Genomic DNA, 17,861 nt, shown 5'->3' on the forward strand with positions numbered 1-17,861 from the left:
AGGACCTCCCATTAATCGATGGGTGACGATACGGTGTGGCGATGCGACTTGCTGCATCGATCGTGGCGATTGCCATGCTCCTGGCGCCGGCGCCCGCGGCGGCATCGGAGGCCCGGCCGACGTACGACTACGCGACGGCCGTCCGGGAGGAGGTCTGGGTGCGGACCGGTGTCGACAGCGACGCCGACGGGCGGCCGGACCGGGTCGCGGTGCGGATCATCCGCCCGGCGACCAGCACCAAGGTCCCGGTGATCTTCCAGGCCAGTCCGTACTACGCCGGCCTGAACGACGTGCCGAACCACGACGACGTCGACCGGAGCGGGATCACCAGCCTGGCGGCGTCGATCTCGTTCGCCGGCTACCTGGACAACTACTTCGTGCCGCGCGGCTACGCGGTGGTCTTCGCGGACAGCCTGGGCACCGGCGGCTCGGACGGCTGCCCGACCTCCGGCGGGCGCAACGAGACGCTCGGCATGAAGGCGGTCGTCGACTGGCTGAACGGGCGGGCGTCCGCGGTGGACGCGGCCGGCAACCCGGTCCGGGCCGGCTGGACCACCGGGCGGACCGGCATGATCGGCGTCTCCTACAACGGGACCCTGCCGAACGCGGTCGCCGCCACCGGCGTCGAGGGCCTGGAGACCATCGTGCCGATCGCCGGGATCTCCAGCTGGTACGACTACTACCGGGCCAACGGCGGGGTGGTGGCGCCCGGCGGCTTCCCGGGCGAGGACCTGGACGTGCTGGCCCGGGCCGTGCTGACCCGGCAGAACCCGGAGGTCTGCGCCCCGGTCATCGACGCCATCGAGAAGGCGCAGGACCGGGAGACCGGCGACTACAGCCGGTTCTGGGCGGAACGCGACTACCTGCGCGACGTGGGCAAGGTGAAGGCCAGCGTGTTCCTGGTGCACGGGCTGCACGACCTGAACGTGCGGACCGGGCAGGCCGGGCAGTGGTGGGACGCGCTGAGCCGGCGGCACGTACCCCGCAAGATCTGGCTGCACCAGGCGGCGCACACCGACCCGTTCCACGTCCGGCGCGACGTGTGGCTGGCGACGCTGGGACGCTGGTTCGACTACTGGCTCCAGCGGATCGACACCGGGATCATGCGGGAGCCGATAGCCGACGTGGAGGTCGCGCCGAACCAGTGGGAGACCTCCCGGACCTGGCCGCTGCCCGGCTCGTCGGCCCTGCGGCTGCCGGGCAGCGGCACCCAGTCGTTCGTCGACGACCCGGCGCGGACCGCGGAGGAGATCGTCGCGGACGGGGGCGGGCTGGTCTACCAGTTCCCGGCCCTGACCGAGGAGACCCGGCTGACCGGGACACCGGAGATCACCGTACGGGCCGCGCTGAGCGGTGCCTCGCCGTACCTGACCGCGCTGCTCGTCGACTACGGCGCCGCCGAGCGGTACGCCGGGCTGCGGACGCTGCCCGAGCAGGACTGCGTGGGCCCCGGCATCGAGGGCGACCCGGGCTGCTTCAACCGGCGCGAGTACGTCACCGCGACCACCCCGTTCGAGATCGTCACCCGCGGCTGGCTGGACACCCGGAACCGCCTGTCGCCGGCGGTGACCACCCCGATCGTGGCCGGGCGGGAGTACACGTTCCGGTGGAAACTGCAGACCACCGACCACGTGTTCGCGGCCGGCCACCGGATCGGGGTGGTGCTGATCTCGACGGACCGGGCCCACACGCTGCGCTATCCGGCCGGCACCGTGGTCACCGTCCGCCTCCACCTGTCGAAACTGGAGTTGCGCCTGGCCGGTACCCATGGCTGATGGAGACGATCCGGCCGATTGACCTCCCGTTCGAGTGCCACCGGTGCGGGCACCGGCAGCGGGCCGCGTGGTCGCTGGTCACCCGGGTGTCCGCGGACGACTCGTGGCAGCAACTGCGGGCGGTGCTGGAGGTGGTCTGCCCGCAGTGCGGCGGGAGCCGCGTCCCGGCGCTGCCGGCCGTGGTGCTGGAGGGCTCGGACGACGAGGTGCGGCACACCCTCGCCGTGCTGCCGCCGGGCATCGACGACCTCGGCCCGCTGCGCGACTTCCTGCCGCCGGAGGCGATCACCCCGCTGCTGCCGGTGCCGTGGCCGGCCGGTCCGGCGGCGGGCCGGCCGATCGTCGAGGCGGCACGGGACCATCCGGAGACGGCCGCCCGGGCGCGGCGCAACCGGATCATGGCGGGGCTGGAGCGGCTGCTCGGCTCGCCGACCGCGCACGACGCCGGGCGGGCCGTAGCCGACTGCCCGGAGCTGCGGACGCCGCTCGCCGCCGAGGTGGGCGCCGAGTGGGTCGCGCTCATCCCGCCGGAGGGCGACGCGCTCGGCCAGGCGATCACCCGGCTGCTCGCCGAGCTGGCCGGCGGCGCCGACGTCGCCACGGCACACCAGCGATACCTCGACGACTCGACGGCCGCCCGGGAAGCCATCCGGGACGCCGCCCTGGACCACGTGGAGTGGCTGACCGCGCACCCGGACGCCCCGGTGGACGAGTGGGACGCGCTCGCCGAGCGGACCCAGCACCTGTTCGGGATCGCCGGCGACACCGATGAACTCGCCCGGCACCTGCTGCGGGTCGGCAACACCCTGCTGCTGCGCCCGGACCGGACCCGGGACGACCACGCGCGCGCGGCGGCGCTGCTGGAGCGGAGCCATCAGCTGGCGGCCACGCTGGACGACGCCGAGCTGTCTGCCGCGGTCGCGTCGAGTCTGGCCCACGCGATCGGCCGGACCGACATCCCGACCGAGACCGACCTGCGCCGGGCGGCGGCGCTGCAGGACGAGGTGGTGCGCGGCCAGCGGGCGGCCGGTGACCCCGCCGCCCTGGCGATGGCGCTGACCAACCACGCGGTGGTGCTGCTCCGGCTGGCGACCTTCCGGCGCGACGCGGCGCGGGAGGAGACGTTGCGGCAGGGCGTGACGTTGCTCGAGGAGGCGCTGCCGTTGCGGACGCCGGAGCGTGACCCGCTCGGCTGGGCGTACACCGCGGCGAACCTGGCGCAGACCCGGCGGATGCTGGGCGACGACGACCCGGCCCAGGCCGCGCGGGTGCAGCGAGCGGCCGCGGACATCTTCGCCGCGGCGGGCGAGACGGAGAACGCCGTGGAGGCCCGGATCCACCTCGGCCGGGCCCTGGTCGACCGGGCGCGGGCCGGCGGCGCCGACCGCGACGCCCTGCTGGCGGAGGCCGCCGCGCTCGCCGAGCAGCCCGGGAACCCGCTGCAGCTGGCACAGTTCGCCCAGATCAGCGTCCGTGTCGCCGAGGAGCGGCACGGACGCACGCCGGAGCTGGTCGAGCCGCTCGCCACCGCACTCGGCCGGATCGATCCGCGCTGGGCGCCGGACGAGGCGCTGTCCACCGCCGAGCAACTGGCCACGCTGCACGCCGAACTGGACCAGTGGCCGGAGGCGTGCCGGGCCTACGACCACTGCCTCGCCGTCCAGGAGGCGGTGCTGGACGCCTCGCCGGACCGGGGCGTCCGGCTCGACATGCTGGCCGCCGCGCCCCGGCTGGCTCGCGGCGCCGCGTTCGCCCGGGTCCGGGCGGGCGACCCGACCGGCGCGGTGGAGCTGCTGGAACGGACCCGGCTGCGGGCCTTCGAGGCGATCGGCGGCGACCTGGCCGCCGGGCTGAGCCTGCTCACCTGGCAGCAGCCCACGCTGGCGGACATCGGCCAGGCCGCCACCCCGGACTGCCCGCTCACCTACGTGGTCACCACCCCGGGCGGCTCGGCGGTCCTGCTGGTCCGCCGCGACGAGACCGGCCAGGTTGTCGCCGAGGCCCACGACTCGGAGCTGACCTCGGCGACCTTCATCGACCTGCTGCTCGACGTCGGGGAACCGGAACGCGGCCTGATCACCGCGCAGGCCGCCGGGGAGCCGGTGCACGCGGCCGTCGAGCGGCTCGCCGAGCCGCTCGGCCGGCTGCTCCAGCCGGTCGTCGACGCCGCCGCCCCGGACCGGCTGCTGCTCGTCCCGTGCGGCCCGATGGCGCTGATGCCGTGGCCGGCCGCCCGGCTGCGGGACGCGCCGGTCATCTCGGTGGTGCCGTCGGCGGCCGCCGCGGTGCTGAGCCGCCGCCGGATCGACGCGGCCGCGAGCGGCCGGCACACCGGGCGGGTGGTGGTCTTCGCCGACCCGGCGCGCGACGACGTCCCGCCGCTGCGCGGGGCCCGCGCCGAGGCCGAGCGGATCCACGCCGAGTTCGGCGACCGGGTGGTGGTCCGCGGCGGGGCCGAGGCGACCCGGGACGAGCTGATCCGGCTGGCCCCGGACGCCTGGCTGCTGCACCTCTCCTGCCACGGCTACAACGACCCGATGGGCTACGAGGCGATGCGCCTGCTGCTCAGCGGCGGCGACCTCACCCTCGACGACCTGCGCGCCATGCCCCGGCTGCGAGCCCGGCTGGTCACCCTGAGCGCGTGCCAGACCGGGCACGCCGACCTGGTCCGGCTCTCCGACGACATGATCGGGCTGCCGGTCACCCTGCTGGCCGCCGGCTCGGCCGCGGTCCTGGCCACCCTCTGGCCGGTGCACGACCGGGCCACCGCGAAGCTGATCGACCGGATGTACCGGGAACTTGCCCGGATGATCGCGGCCGGCGAACCGGACGACGTGCCGCTCGCGCTGCACCGCGCCCAGCGGTGGCTGAGCACCCAGCCGCGGTACCGGCACCCCGCCTACTGGGCCGCCTTCTACCTGCTCGGCGTCTGACCAGCCGGCCCGGATAACCTCAGGCACAGGTCGTGGGGGAGGGACTGAAGCTTGGTGAGCGAGGACGACCTGATCCTGCTGCGGGCGTACGAGCCGGTGGCCCGGTTCACCGAGGGCGAGTGGTTCTACCCGGTCTCCGTCGAGCGCTACGTCAGCCGGGCCGGCCTGTGGCGTTCGGTGCCCGGCACCGGCCCGGTCCGGGTGGCCGAGGCCGGCGACCTGACCCTGGAGAAGCTCGCGGCGGCCGGCACCGGCGCGCTGTCCGGGATCAGCGGGACCGAGAAGCACCTGGCGCACATCCCGCTGCGGGAGCGCCCGCCGCATCTGCCCCGGGCCAGCCGGCTCGCCTCGGTCGGGCTGACCGCCCGGCTGGTCGACGCGCTGAACCGGTTCTCGCTGCTGTTCCGGGGCAGCCTGCCGGGCGGCAGCGCGGCCCACTCCTTCCTGCTGCAGCGTGACCATCTGGAACCGCACCGGCCCACCTACTACGGCCGGGTGCTGCGCGACGACCCGTGGATCGTCTGCCAGTACTGGTTCTTCTACAGCTTCAACAACTGGCGGTCGGCGTTCGGCGGGGTCAACGAGCACGAGGGCGACTGGGAGCAGGTCACCGTCTACCTGGACGGGACCGGGGTGACCGACCGGGACGGGCTGCCGCCGGCCCGCTGGGTGGTGTTCTCCGCGCACGACGAGGTCGGCGACGACCTGCGGCGCCGCTGGGACGACCCGGACCTGACGCTGGCCGAGGACCGGCATCCGGTGGTGTTCGTCGGGGCCGGCTCGCACTCCGGGGCGTACCTGCCCGGCGACTACCTGATCACGGTGAAGCCGCCGAAACTGCGCGGCCTGGTCACCGCGCTGCGCTGGTCGGCGCGGCTGCTCGCGCCCTGGTCCGCGGAGGACCGGCGGACGCTGGGGATCCCGTACGTCGACTACGCCCGCGGCGACGGCCGGGCGATCGGGCCCGGCCAGGACGAGGGCTGGCACCCGGTGCTGATCGGCGACGACACGCCGTGGGTGCGCGACTTCCGCGGGCTGTGGGGCCGGGACACCCGGGACCGGCTCGGCGGGGAACGCGGGCCGGCCGGTCCGCGCTACTCCCGGGACGGGATCGTGCGGCCGGCCTGGTCCGACCCGGTGGGCTGGGCCGGCCTGGCCAAGGTGGTGCCGAACCCGGCCGCCGGGCAACGGCTCGTCGAGATCCGTACCAAACGGAACAACGACCGGCTGGCGGCCCTGGACCGCGAGATCGACACCCTCCGCGACGACCTGGCGGTGGCCGCGGCCGGCCTGCCGGCGGCCGCGCCCGAGGTGCGTGCCCTGGCCGCCGCCGAGCAGCGGCTGCTCGCCCTGCGGATGGAACGCACCCGGCTGGCCGACGAGCAGCAGCGGACCGCGACCGCCGGACCGGTCGCCGAGGATCCGCACGCGCACCTGATGCACCGGCGGCTGCCGATGGAGAGCGCGACCGGCTTCCTCGGCCGGGCCCGGTCCTGGTGGGCGGTGCTGAGCACGCCGCTGATCCTGTGGGCGATCGGCGCGCTGGTGTCGCCGCTGCCGATCGCCGGCAAGCAGACCGCGCTGATCCTGCTCCTGCTGCTGCTCGTGGTCGAGGGCCTGGTCCGCGAGAAACTGCTCGCCGTGCTGCTGCGCCTGGTCCTGGCCGGCGCCCTGCTGGCCACCCTGGCGCTGCTCTGGTTCGACGGCCGCTACGTGGTCAACTTCGCCTTCTTCTTCGCCGCCGTCCTGGTCCTGCTCGTCAATCTCCGCGAGGCCTGGCGCCGCTAGGGCGGGTCACGAGACACGCCCTAGGTGACTGGTGTTAAACGCGGGTTGATCAGAGTCTTGATCGGCCCGCGTTGTTGTTGAGCGGTGGTTGTGGGTCGGGGTTTGTCCTGTTGGCGGGTTGGAGAGTTGCTGGTGAGCGGTGGGTTCCGACTGTCAGGTGAGGGCCCAGCCTTGGAGTTGGTGGGTGAGGCCGAGGGCGGCGAGGCGGGCGAGGTTGGTGGCGGCTGCTAGGAGGGTGAAGTCGGCGGCGACGCGGTGGAGTCCGCGCATGCGGGCGTGGCGTCCGCCGTGGCGGCGGCGCATCAGGTGGGCGATCTTGCGTTCGACTTTGGGTCGGGTGGCTTGGTAGTCGGCTTTCCAGGCGGGGTCGGTCTGTCGGGTGCGGGCGGCGGCCAGGTGGGTTTCCCAGCGGCTGATGGTGATGTGCCGGCCGGTTTTCGCTGTGGTGCATTGCGGGCGTAGCGGGCAGTCGGTGCAGGCGGCGCCGAAGTCGGCTTGGCCGGCGTGCCGGTCATGGCCGGTGATCGGGCGGATCGTGGTGGTGACCTGGTTCGGGCAGGTCACCGTGGCGTTGTCGAGGTTGACGGTGAACTGGTCCTTGGTGAATTTGCCGCCGGGGGCGACCGGGGCTTGGACCTTGGTTTTGATGTCGATCTCGGCGTGGTGCAGCAGTGCGAGGACTTCGCCGGCGCCGTAGGCGCTGTCGCCGTAGACCGCTGGGTCACCGGCCGGTGTGGTGTCGCAGTCGTCGGCGGGTGCGCTGGTGAGGTCGGTGATCAGGTTCGGGGCGGCTGCGGCGTCGCCGGTGTTGCCCGCGGTGACCTGGGTGGCGGTGATGATCTCGCTGTCCGGGTCGATGGCGAGGTGGGCTTTGTAGCCGTCGAAGCCGTGGTGCTGGGTTTTGTGGCCGTGCCGGGCCTGCGGGTCAACAGTGGAGATCACCCGGTCGGCGGCGACTTTGCGGGCGATCCGCAGCCTGCCGTCGTCGCCGGTTTCCAGATCCTGACCCAGCACGGTGGCCAGCAACGTCATCGCCTCAGCGACTGGTGCCGGAAGTTCTTCACGGCCGTCAAGAGCGGCGAGTAGCGCATAGCCGTCCCGGGCCCGGGAATCGATCACCGCTTCCCGGGCGGTCTTGTCGTCCCAATCCACCACCGGTTTCCCGGTGCTGGTGTAGTCGTCGCCGCTGGTCAGCAGACTGCGTAGCTCAGCGGCCAGGTCACGGCCGGCGGCGGTGAGCAGGCCGCGGATCGCCGAGCGGAGCAGCGTGATCGTGTCCATCGTGGCAACTGCGTCATACAACGGTGTCGAGTCCAGGACCCGGCGCCGGCCCAACAGCCCCGCCTGGCGGGCCGCGGCGAGCGCCACCTCGAAGATCCGGTCCGGACGCGGCGAGCGGCGTAGCCGTTCGCGCATGTCGACCAGCACCGTGTGCACGAACCCGACCCGGCCGGTGTCCCAGTCACCGACCCCGGCCGCGTACCGCCAGCGGGCATCGAAGGTGAACCGGTCGACCGCTTCCCGATCCGACAACCCTTCCAGACGCTGCAGCACCATCACCGTCGCGACCACCGACGGCGGCACCGACCGCCGCCCGACCTGCGCGAACAGGTCAGCGAACAGGCCGTCCGGGAACAGCCGGTCCCGATGCTCGTGCAGGAACACGAAGATCGAGTTAGGGGCGAGAACGTCCCCGCAGAACCGGCTGATCGGGTCGGCAAGGCCTGACTGCTGCGACGCCCTACCCAACGTCATCCCAGCAAACTATCTAAAATAGAAGCAAAGCTATATCCATTACGCGAGTGACAAACCAGCGTTTAACACCAGTCACCTAGCCGAGGTCGACCGTCACCGGCTCGCCGGTGCGATAACCGAACAGGCGCCGGCGGCGGACGCGGGCGGTGACCGTGATCCCGGTGCGGACCGCGGCGCCGGCCGGGCTGCGCACCACCATGACGAACCGGTACGCCCCGGCGACCGGCGTGTGCCGCCCCCGCCGGATGATCCATGCCGGGTCGGCGCGCAGCGGCCGCAGTGCCTCGACCAGCGGCTCCGAGCCCTGCCGCACCCGGGTCCGCTCCACCGACCCGAGCGACGCCTCCACCCCGAGCAGGCTCAGCTGCGGCCCGAACCGGAACCGGTCGGTGAGCTGCGCGGTGTCGGTGACCCGGTCCGGCGCCATCGACCAGGCCACCGCCTCACCGTCGTCACAGGTCAGCGCGACGCCCAGGGTGACCGAGGCGAACGGCGCGTCGTCGTCACCGGTCACCGTCAGCGCCAGATGGGTCAGCCGGTAGTCGAACGCGCCCGCCTCGGCGGCCAGGAACATACGCCCGTCGTCGTCCAGGTCGCCCGGGCCGAGCGGGACGGCCAGCGGGCCGCCCAGGAACAGCCGCCCGGACAGTTCCGCCGGGCCGGCCGGCTCGCCCGGGCCGCGCACCTCGACCGGCTCCCGGAGCAGGGTGATCGGCTGCCGCTCGAGGTGCGGAAGGACGAGTTCCGGCATCGGGTCTCCTCGCAGGACGGTGGGTTAGATTGATGGCCATCCCAGCCTTCTCCAGTGCAGAAGAAGGAGGACCGCCCCGTGACTCCGGACCAGATGACCGTGTTGCGGCTGCTCTGCGACACCGTAGTCCCCTCGATCGACCATCCCGACGACGCCGACGGCTTCTGGGCGCGCCGCGCCACCGACCTCGGGGTCGACCAGGCGCTGCTGGCCACCCTGCCGCCCGAGCAGCTGCCGCTGATCGCCGGCCTGCTGGACGCCCTCGCCGGGCAGGGCTTCCTGACCGCCGCGCAGGCGCAGCGCGAGCAGATCCTGGCCGCCGTGGCGGACGCGGTCGCCCCGCTGACCGCGGCGATCCTGCTGCTGCACTACGGCCTGACCGACGCGCACGGCACCAATCCGAACTGGACCCGGTTCGGCTATCCCGGCCCGGCCGGCCCGGTCCCGCAGGCCGACCCGCCGGCCATCGTCCCGCTGCGCCCGGACGGCGACCTGGATCTGCGGGCCGACGTCGTGGTGGTCGGTTCCGGGGCGGGCGGTGGCCTGATCGCCGGCCGGCTCGCCGCGACCGGCGCCCGGGTGGTGGTGCTGGAGGCCGGGCGGTACCGCACCGAGGCCGACTTCCAGCAGCTGGAGCTGCTGGCGTACCGGAAATCGTACCGGCGCGGCGGCCCGGCCCCGACCGGCGACCTGAACGTCACGCTGATGGCCGGGTCCGGCCTCGGCGGCGGCACCGTGATCAACTGGACGAACTGCATCCGGACCACCGACCGGGTCCGCCGGCAGTGGGCCGAGCACGGCCTGACCGACCTGGCCACCCCGGCCTACGACAAGCACCTGGACCGGGTCTGGCAGGAGCTGTCGGTGACCGACCGCTGCTCCGAGTTCAACCGCGCGCACGAGGCGATGCACCGCGGCGCCGAGGCGCTCGGCTGGTCGTTCGCCACCGCGTTCCGCAACTGGGACGAGAAACGGCACGACACGCTGCTCGCCGGGCACCTCGGGTTCGGCGACCCGTCCGGGGCGAAACGGTCGACGCTCAAGGTCTACCTGGAGCCGGCGGTCACCGAGCACGGCGCCCGGGTGGTCGACGGCTGCCGGGTCGACCGGATCTTCACGGAGAACGGCCGGGCGGCCGGCGTGGCCGGCCACTGGACCAGCGAGGACGGTTCGCGGTCCGGCACCGTCCGGGTGGTCGCGCCGACCGTGGTGGTGGCGGCCGGCTCGCTGGACTCGCCGGGGGTGCTGCTGCGGTCCGGGATCGGCGGCCCGGCCGCCGGGCAGTACCTGCGGCTGCACCCGTGCACGGTCACTCTCGGCGACTACGGCACGGACATGCAGGGCTGGTCCGGTCCGCCGCAGGCGGCGCTGGTCGACGAGTTCGCCGCGGTCGAGGACGGCTACGGCTTCCTGATGGAGAGCGTGCAGTACACCACCGGGCTGGGCGCGTCGGCGGTGCCGTTCACCACCGGCGCCGAGCACAAGCGGGCGATGGCCGACTACCGGAACTACGTCTCGTTCATCGGCCTGGTCCGGGACCGCGGGCACGGCCGGGTCACCGCCGACGACGACGGCGGCGGGACCACCGCGTGGTACTCGATCGACGACGAGCTGGACCGGCGCAACACCCAGCGGGCCATCGAGGCGGAGATCCGGCTGCACCACGCGGCCGGGGCGCGCGGGATCCGGGTGCTCGGGCACGGCCTGCCGCCCTGGGAGGCCGAGTCCGGCGAGGACCTGGAGGCGTACATCGCGCGGGCGCGGGAGATCCCGCTGCGGGCCGGCGGGGCGGTGCTCTTCTCCGCGCACCAGATGGGCAGTTGCCGGATGGGTGACGACCCGGCGACCAGCGTCGCGGACCCGCGCGGCGAGCTGCACGACACCCCCGGCGTGTGGATCGGTGACGCCTCGGCGTTCCCGACCGCGTCCGGCACCAACCCGATGATCACGATCATGGCGCTGGCGTCACGCACCGCCGAGCACATCAGCGAGGCCGCTCGCTGACAGATCAGGATCAAGATCCGCTTGGGGTACGGGGTGAGCGCTCACCCCGTACCCCAAGCGGTGCCCGCGGACCTAGACGGTGACGACGATCTTGCCGGCGTGGGTGTTCGTCTCCATCAGCCGGTGCGCGTCGCCGATCCGGTCCAGCCCGTCGAAGACCTCCGCGACGACCGGGCGCAGACTGCCGTCACGCACCCCGGCGTCCAGGTGGTGCCACATCCGGCGGCGGCCGTCCGGGGTCGCCGAGAGCTGCGGGTTCGCGTAGCCGCGCACGGTCAGCGGCCAGTTCAGCGGCAGCGTCATGCCGGCCCCGCCGAGCCAGCCGTAGACCACCACGGTGCCGTTCTCGGCCGCCGCCGCGCCGAGCGCGGCCAGCCCCGGCCCGCCGACCGGATCGAAGATCAGCGCGACGCCGGTTCCTCCGGTCAGCTCGCGGGCGGTCTCCGGTACGTCCTCGGCGCCGTCCACGATGACCTCGGCGGCCCCGTTGGCCCGCAGCACCCCGGCCTTCGCCGCGCTCCGGGTCACCGCGATCGGGATCGCCCCGGTCCGGGCGGCCACCTGCAGCGCGGCCAGGCCCACCCCGCTCGACGCCGCGGTGATCAGCACGTGGTCGCCGGGCCGCAGCCCGCCGGTCTCCAGCAACCCGCCGTAGGCGGTCGAGTAGGCCACCCAGGCCGCCGCGCCGCGGACCGCGTCCAGCCCGCCCGGCCGGCGCAGCACCGACGTGGCCGGCAGCACGATCCGGTCGGCGTGCACCCCCTGCGCGCTCATCTCGATCCCCGGCCCGGCCAGCACCGGGTCCCCGGCGGCGAAGGCGGTCACGCCGGGCCCGGTCGCGGTGACCACGCCGGCCGCCTCGTAACCGAGCCGGGACCCGGGCAGCGCCGGCTGGTAGTAGTAGCCGCCGGACCGGAACAGCGCCTCGGCCCGGTTCAGTGCGACCGCCTCCACCCTGATGGCGACCTCGCCGAGCCCGGGTGCGGTCACCGGCAACTCGTCGATCTTCAGTACCTCGGGGCCGCCCAGCTCGTCGAACCGGACGACACGTGCCATCTCGCTCATGGATCCGACGCTAGGTCCGCCCGGTGAGACGATCCATGCCGTGCGGTCTCGCTGACATGTCCGATAGTCTCGGCGGGGTGGACGTGCTCAGCGACGCGATCACCGCGATGCGCACCGGGGTGCCGCACGCCTCGCGCACGCTCAAGGTCGCGCCGTGGGGGTTGCGGTTCGGGGCGTCCGACGGCGCCGGCTTCCACGTCGTGCTGGACGGCGCGGCCTGGCTGCTCCCGGTCGCCGCGGCGCCGATCGCGCTCGGCCCCGGCGACGTGGTGTTCCTGCCGCACGGGCACGGCCACGCCCTCGCCGACCATCCGGACAGCCCGCTCGCCGAGGTGCGCCCGCTGCCGGACGGCCGCTGGACCGTGGCCGCCGGGCCGGACCGCGGCGCCGCCGGGGTCCAGCTGATGTGCGGGGCCTACCGGCTGCGCCGGTCCCAGGCGCATCCGCTGCTCACCGGCCTGCCCGAGGTGGTGCACGTGCCGGCCGGCGACCCGGCGCTGGACGCGGCCGTCGGGCTGCTCGCCGGCGAGCTGTCCGACGGCGGGCCGGGCGCGGCCGCGGTGGTCCCGGCGCTGCTGGACACGCTGTTGCTCTACATCGTCCGGGCCTGGCTGCGCGCCGACGCCGGGCGGACTGCGACCGGCTGGGCCGCCGCGCTCGCGGACCCGGGCCTGGCCGCCGCGCTGCACGCCGTGCACGAGGACCCGGCCCGCCCGTGGACGGTGCGCGAGCTGGGCGCGGTGGCCGGGTTGTCCCGGGCGGCCTTCGCCCGCCGGTTCAGCGCCGTGGTGGGCCAGCCGCCGCTGACCTATCTGACCTGGTGGCGGATGACCCTGGCGCGCCGGCTGCTGGCCGCCGGCGACCTGCCGCTGCGGGTGGTGGCGGCCCGCAGCGGCTACGCGAACGAGTTCGCCTTCGCCAAGGCGTTCAAGCGCGAGGCCGGGATCGCCCCGGGCGGTTATCGGATCCGCCGATCCGGCGCCTGAGGGTCAGCGGTCCAGGTCCGGGCAGCCGTGCTCGCCGGGCAGCAGCGGGCGGGCCAGCACCGTGTAGATCTTGCCGCCGCTGCTCCACCGGGACGCGTCCTGCGGCAGCCCGGCCAGCGGGGCGGCGTCGCCGGCGACCGTGCAGCGTCCCTGCTGGGTGCGGACGCCCTGGTCGAGGGGTGTGCCGGGCCAGGGGCGTACCGGCGGCTCGGACCCGGCGCCGGCGACCGCGAGCAGCGCGACCGCCGGTGGCCGGTAGGCGGCCGCGTCCGCCGGGGCGGCGGGCAGGGCGCGGACGAAGGACTCGATCCGGGAACGGTCGCCGCCGCCCGCGTCCGGCGCGACGACCCGGGTGGTCCGCACGCCGTCCGCCGTGGCCAGGGTGATGACCAGCAGCGACGCGTCGGTGTGCGGCTCGTCGGCGATCTCCTCGCCCCGGTCGAGGCGGGCCTCGTAGGCGCGGTCGACCACGTCCCGGAAGGCGTCCGGGGAGAGCTGGAACTCCCGGGCGGAGCGCAGCGCGGCGCTGCCTCCGGCCGGGACGATGACCCGCCCGCTGCCGTAGAGCGAGAACTCCGGCAGCGGTCCGAGGTCCCACGGGTGCGGGATGCTCCGCTGCTCCGCCACCTGGAGCACCAGGACGTCCGGGTCGGCCGGCAGGTCGTCCGGCGCGGCCCGGCCACCGCAGGCGGCCATCCCGGCGAGCAGCAGCACGGCGAGCACAGAGATCCGCATGCCGGGTTGGACGGCGCCCGGCGGCCCGGGGTTCCCGGGCCGCCGGATCTTGGGTGCCGGTCTCAGGACTGGGCCACCGTGTAGGTGCCCGACCCGGCCCGGTTGATCAGGACCACCCCGTAGCAGCCCTCCTGCTGGTCGAAGGTGATCGACTCGGGCTGGCCGGGGCCGTTGCCGACCGATTCGGCGGCGGCCTGGTAGCGGCCGATCGCCCAGCTGGCCGGGTTGGCCGGGTCGGACTTGAGCAGGAACAGCTCGGCGTCCTGACCGGGGTCCGACGGGGTGACCGTGATGGTCGTGGTGGCGGCGGCGCTCGGGCAGTAGTCCCAGACCGCGACCACGTCGTTCGCCCCGTTCATCGCCTGGGTGGCGCTGCCGACCAGCAGCCGGGCGGTGGCGGCCAGCTCGATCCGGTAGTCGCCGGTGCCGGTGGAGCTGGACGGGCGGCGGACCACCGGGTAGTAGTCGCCCAGCGGGCGCCGGCCGCTGTCCACCGCGACGAAGTCGATCGTGTCGCCCGGCAGCACGCTGGACGCGAGCTGCTGCTGCAGCGCCGAGTCATCGTAGAGGTCCAGGTCGTAGTCGACGTTCGCGGGCGGGCGCAGGGCCACCACCGACCAGTACGCGTACTGGGTCTCGTACCGGAAATTGTTCGGGGTCTCCGGGGTGGGCCGGGTCAGCGCCGTCCCGTCGGCCAGGCCGAACCGGAAGCCGTAGTCGATCCCGTTCTGGAAGAGCGCCCCGGCCGGGCCGTCGCCGACGTTGTGCCCCTCCAGCCCGCGGTTCGTCCAGAACTCCCGGAACGTGGTGGAGCGCCGGTCCAGCATGGTGTCCCAGATGGCGTTCTTCCCGTCCTCCTGCCAGGTGTCCCAGCCGTCGTCGGCCGCGTCGATCAGGTCCCAGAGCGAGCCGGTGACCCGGCCCTCGGTGCTGTCGCCCGGCGCGTAGTCCGAGGTGTCCTCGACGTGCCAGCCGCGGTACTCGTCGTCGTGGTAGATCGCCATCGGGTACCAGTTGGCGAAGCCCTCGGTCCAGGCGCAGCCCGGCGAGCTGGCCCGGTTCATCGCGTGCGGGCTGCAGTTCGGGTGCTCCGGCCAGTTGTCCTCGTAGAGGTCGCCCATCACCGCGTGGCCGTACTCGTGCACCGCGTCGGTGCGGTCGTCGGGCGTGGCCGGCTCCAGCCGGACGGTCCGGTCGTTCTGCGAGTAGCGGCTGTTGTCGTTGTCGTCGTCGTCCGGGTAGACGATCTCCATCCGGCGGCAGTCGCCGGTGTCCCGGGCGTCCCAGCACTCGCCGGGCGTCCACTCCTGAGCGTCGTTGGCCTGGTCGAAGGCGTGCAGCACCCGGTGCAGCGCCTGGTCCGCGGGCGCCAGCCGGCCGTAGTCGACGGTCCGGCCGTTCGCCAGGTTGTCCTTGCGCGCCGAGTTGAAGTCGTAGACGTCGCGGACCCCGAGGAAGCCCTCGTCGCTGACCCGCCACAGGCCGTTCTCGGCGACCACCTTGACGTAGACGTCCTGCCCGCCGGACACGTCGGTGCTGTTGTCGAAGCAGAGCTGGTAGCCACCCGATCCGTTGGCGAGCGCCACCGCCAGCAGGTCGTCGCTGCCGATCGAGTCGTAGTCCCAGGCCTGCACCTGGATGTTCGGCGACGGGTGCCCGGTGCCGGCCGGCGCCTCGTAGCCGACCGTGCCGGTGACGCAGGTCAGCGCCTGGATGCTGGCCCCGCTCGGCGGCGGGTCGTCGCTGTGCGGCTCGGGCAGGCCGTCGGCCGGCACCGGCTGGAACGGCAGGTGCGGGCTGGCCGGGACGAGCGGCATCGCGTCCGGCAGCGTCTCCAGCGCGTCCGAGTTGCGCTCCGGGTCCAGGCCGAGGTGCGACTCGGCGGCGGTCGCGCCGACGCTGAGCAGCAGCATGTTCTCGTCGTCGTCCAGCGGCGAGGCGGCCGGCCCGGTCACCCGGGCCCGCAGCGAGGTGGACGCCGCCGCGGCGCCGCGCACCTTCGCCTTGTAGCGCTGGGTCTTCCCGGCCTTGAGATCCACGGTCCGGGAGGCGCGCCGCACGCCGGCGCCGTCCTCGGGCAGCAGCGGGCCGAGGTCGGTCAGCTGCCAGCCGGCCGGCGTGCTCTGCCAGTCGAGCGCGGCCGGCAGATCCGCCTCGATCCGCGCGCCGGTCACGTCGACCAGTGCCTTCACCTCGACGGTGAGCTGCGCGGTGGCCCCGACGGCCGGCGCCCGGTCCAGCCGGGCGACCACCTGGACACAGGACGACCAGTCCGGCGGCACCTCGCATTCGGGCTCGGTCCCGGCGCCCGGCGGCGCCGCGGAGGCGACGCTGCCGGCGCCCAGCACCGTCATGGTCAGCACCGCAGCGGACAGCGCGGCGCCGGTGAAGATTCTGTGTCTACGCACGTGTTCCTCCTGGTTCCTCCGCGGCGCGCGAGGCAGGAAACACTGCGTGAAGACCGATCTGGCCGCCCCCGCGATCCAGCCGCAACTCGGCACAACGTAGCGACCAGGATCGATATAGGCAATAGAAAGCTGTCGATAACTATGACGTCGCGAGCGGCAGCCAGTGCAGCCGCTCGCCGAGGCCGTCCGGTGCCCCGGCGAAGGCCCGCTCCACCGCGTCGCGGCCCTGGCTGAAGTGCGACCAGCCCTCGTAGTGCACCGGGATGATGGTGCGCGGCCGGACCAGCCGGCACAGCTCGACCGCGTCGGTGGCGGTGAGGCTGTAGTGCAGGCCGCCGGTGATCGGGAACCGCACCGCGCCCAGGTGCAGCACCACGGTGTCGACCGTCAGTCGGCGCGGCACCTCGCGCACCCCGTCGAAGAGCACGGTGTCGCCGGTGACCCAGAGGACGCCGTGCTCCTGGCCGGGCCAGGCGAGGGCGAAACCGATCACCTGGCCGACGATCGGCCGGCTGAGTACCGGGCCGTGCCGGCACGGGGTGGCGGTCAGCGTGATCTCCGACTTGTCGGGGTGGGTCAGGGTGAAGGTCTCCCACTCGCGCAGGCCGTGCCCGCCCACCCGGCGCGCCCCCGCCGCCGTGGTGATCACGACCGGCGCCTCCTGAAGGAGTGCCTTGCCGCGATCATCCAGGTTGTCCGCGTGATGGTCGTGGCTCAGTAGCACCGCGTCGACCGGCCCGATCTCCTCGGGGGTGAGCGCCGGCCCGGCCTGCTTGCGCGAGCTGGTACCCCAGCCGAACGAGTACCGGCGCCCGGGCGGGTCGAACGTCGGGTCGGTGAGGATCCGCCACTGGCCGATCTCGATCAGGGTGGTCGGCCCGCCGACATGCGTCACCCGTACGTCTTTCATGCCCCGACCCTGCGCGGTCGAGCGGCGCCGCGCATCCGTCAGTTGACTGATCTTTTTGCTTACAGAGACGTATTCAAGTTTACGATGATCAGGTTGCACCGTCGTACGCTCCTGACCGTGGCCGCCGCCTCCAACCGGTCGGCTCCGCCGACCACGTCTGGACGTTCCAGGACAGCGGAGGTGGCTACTTCCGGATCGTGGCCCGACCTCGGCCTGGCCAACCAGCGCCGGCGCATCATCCCGGCCTGACCGTCCGACTACTTCGATATATGTCGACCGGACGATATGCTTCGCACCCATCACTGCGACGGCACGGGGGTGCGCCGGTGGCCGAGGCCGATGTGCAGAATTCGCTGGCCCAGGTCAGCAAGGCCGCCGAGCTCTACGGCGTGACCGAGGGAGACGTGGACCGCTGGCGCGCCGGCATCGACGAGCGCCCGGCCTGGGCGCAGCGGGCCCACGTCTCCGGCATGCTCGCCCAGCGCCTGGTGATGACCGCGCTGGAGCACCGCCAGGAGTGCGAGCGCGCCGACTGCCGCACCTGCGCCGGGCTGCGCGAGATGCTGATGATCGCGCTGGCCGGGGTGCGTACCGTGGTCGACGACCGGCTCGACGAACTGTACCGGCGGCCGGCCCGCTGGCCCTGGCGGCGCCGCAGCTTGTAAATCTCTTAGGAACCTTGCGGAGTGACCTTGCATCCCATCGTGATCAAGGTATTTACTAGCGTCGCTCTGCGTTGATCCACGTAGGA

General features: G+C 73.6%; 12 protein-coding genes. 6 read left to right on the forward strand and 6 right to left on the reverse strand.

Annotated elements, in window-relative coordinates; all coding sequences use genetic code 11:
• Positions 1 to 41: 41 nt before the first annotated feature.
• Genes BJY16_RS23730 through BJY16_RS23740 form a run of 3 tightly spaced genes read left to right on the forward strand, consistent with a single transcriptional unit; the run spans position 42 to position 6,496 of the window.
• Positions 42 to 1,775, forward strand: coding sequence for a Xaa-Pro dipeptidyl-peptidase (locus BJY16_RS23730; protein ID WP_185041780.1), 1,734 nt, complete (start codon positions 42 to 44; stop codon positions 1,773 to 1,775).
• Positions 1,775 to 4,708, forward strand: coding sequence for a CHAT domain-containing protein (locus BJY16_RS23735; protein ID WP_185041781.1), 2,934 nt, complete (start codon positions 1,775 to 1,777; stop codon positions 4,706 to 4,708). Before BJY16_RS23730 ends, BJY16_RS23735 begins: the two co-directional genes overlap by 1 nt.
• A gap of 54 nt (positions 4,709 to 4,762) precedes the next feature.
• Positions 4,763 to 6,496 (forward strand): hypothetical protein, encoded by a 1,734-nt coding sequence (locus tag BJY16_RS23740; protein WP_239176796.1) that lies wholly within the window; start codon positions 4,763 to 4,765, stop codon positions 6,494 to 6,496.
• Between the two features lie 153 nt (positions 6,497 to 6,649).
• Here BJY16_RS23740 and BJY16_RS23745 read toward each other — a convergent pair whose 3' ends face one another.
• Both BJY16_RS23745 and BJY16_RS23750 read right to left on the reverse strand, forming a co-directional pair.
• Positions 6,650 to 8,251 carry an IS1182 family transposase gene (locus BJY16_RS23745; protein ID WP_185041783.1) on the reverse strand — a complete coding sequence of 534 codons (1,602 nt, stop codon included), beginning with the start codon at positions 8,249 to 8,251 and terminating at the stop codon, positions 6,650 to 6,652.
• A gap of 76 nt (positions 8,252 to 8,327) precedes the next feature.
• Positions 8,328 to 9,002, reverse strand: coding sequence for a hypothetical protein (locus tag BJY16_RS23750; protein WP_185041784.1), 675 nt, complete (start codon positions 9,000 to 9,002; stop codon positions 8,328 to 8,330).
• Positions 9,003 to 9,080: 78 nt separating this feature from the next.
• On the opposite strand from BJY16_RS23750, the gene BJY16_RS23755 reads away from it, so the two are divergent.
• On the forward strand, positions 9,081 to 11,006 hold the full coding sequence (locus BJY16_RS23755; RefSeq protein WP_203759322.1) for a GMC family oxidoreductase N-terminal domain-containing protein: 1,926 nt from the start codon (positions 9,081 to 9,083) through the stop codon (positions 11,004 to 11,006).
• 72 nt (positions 11,007 to 11,078) lie between these two features.
• On the opposite strand, the gene BJY16_RS23760 is transcribed toward BJY16_RS23755, so the two are convergent.
• Positions 11,079 to 12,071, reverse strand: coding sequence for a zinc-dependent alcohol dehydrogenase family protein (locus BJY16_RS23760; RefSeq protein WP_185041785.1), 993 nt, complete (start codon positions 12,069 to 12,071; stop codon positions 11,079 to 11,081).
• Positions 12,072 to 12,148: 77 nt separating this feature from the next.
• Here BJY16_RS23760 and BJY16_RS23765 point away from each other — a divergent pair, with 77 nt between their 5' ends.
• Entirely contained in the window at positions 12,149 to 13,057 is a 909-nt protein-coding gene (locus BJY16_RS23765) for an AraC family transcriptional regulator (protein WP_185046626.1), read from the forward strand.
• Between the two features lie 3 nt (positions 13,058 to 13,060).
• On the opposite strand, the gene BJY16_RS23770 is transcribed toward BJY16_RS23765, so the two are convergent.
• From BJY16_RS23770 to BJY16_RS23780, 3 genes are all read right to left on the reverse strand, one after another.
• Positions 13,061 to 13,792 (reverse strand): hypothetical protein, encoded by a 732-nt coding sequence (locus BJY16_RS23770; protein ID WP_185041786.1) that lies wholly within the window; start codon positions 13,790 to 13,792, stop codon positions 13,061 to 13,063.
• Positions 13,793 to 13,854: 62 nt separating this feature from the next.
• Positions 13,855 to 16,200 carry a hypothetical protein gene (locus BJY16_RS23775; protein ID WP_185041787.1) on the reverse strand — a complete coding sequence of 782 codons (2,346 nt, stop codon included), beginning with the start codon at positions 16,198 to 16,200 and terminating at the stop codon, positions 13,855 to 13,857.
• Between the two features lie 139 nt (positions 16,201 to 16,339).
• The gene (locus BJY16_RS23780; protein WP_185041788.1) at positions 16,340 to 17,110 is read right to left on the reverse strand and encodes an MBL fold metallo-hydrolase; all 771 of its coding nucleotides are present in this window, start codon (positions 17,108 to 17,110) and stop codon (positions 16,340 to 16,342) included.
• Between the two features lie 326 nt (positions 17,111 to 17,436).
• Between BJY16_RS23780 and BJY16_RS23785 the strand changes: the two genes are divergently transcribed.
• Entirely contained in the window at positions 17,437 to 17,775 is a 339-nt protein-coding gene (locus tag BJY16_RS23785) for a hypothetical protein (RefSeq protein ID WP_185041789.1), read from the forward strand.
• Positions 17,776 to 17,861 lie beyond the last annotated feature (86 nt).

Origin of the sequence: Actinoplanes octamycinicus, from assembly GCF_014205225.1 — a bacterium.
Classification (GTDB): domain Bacteria; phylum Actinomycetota; class Actinomycetes; order Mycobacteriales; family Micromonosporaceae; genus Actinoplanes; species Actinoplanes octamycinicus.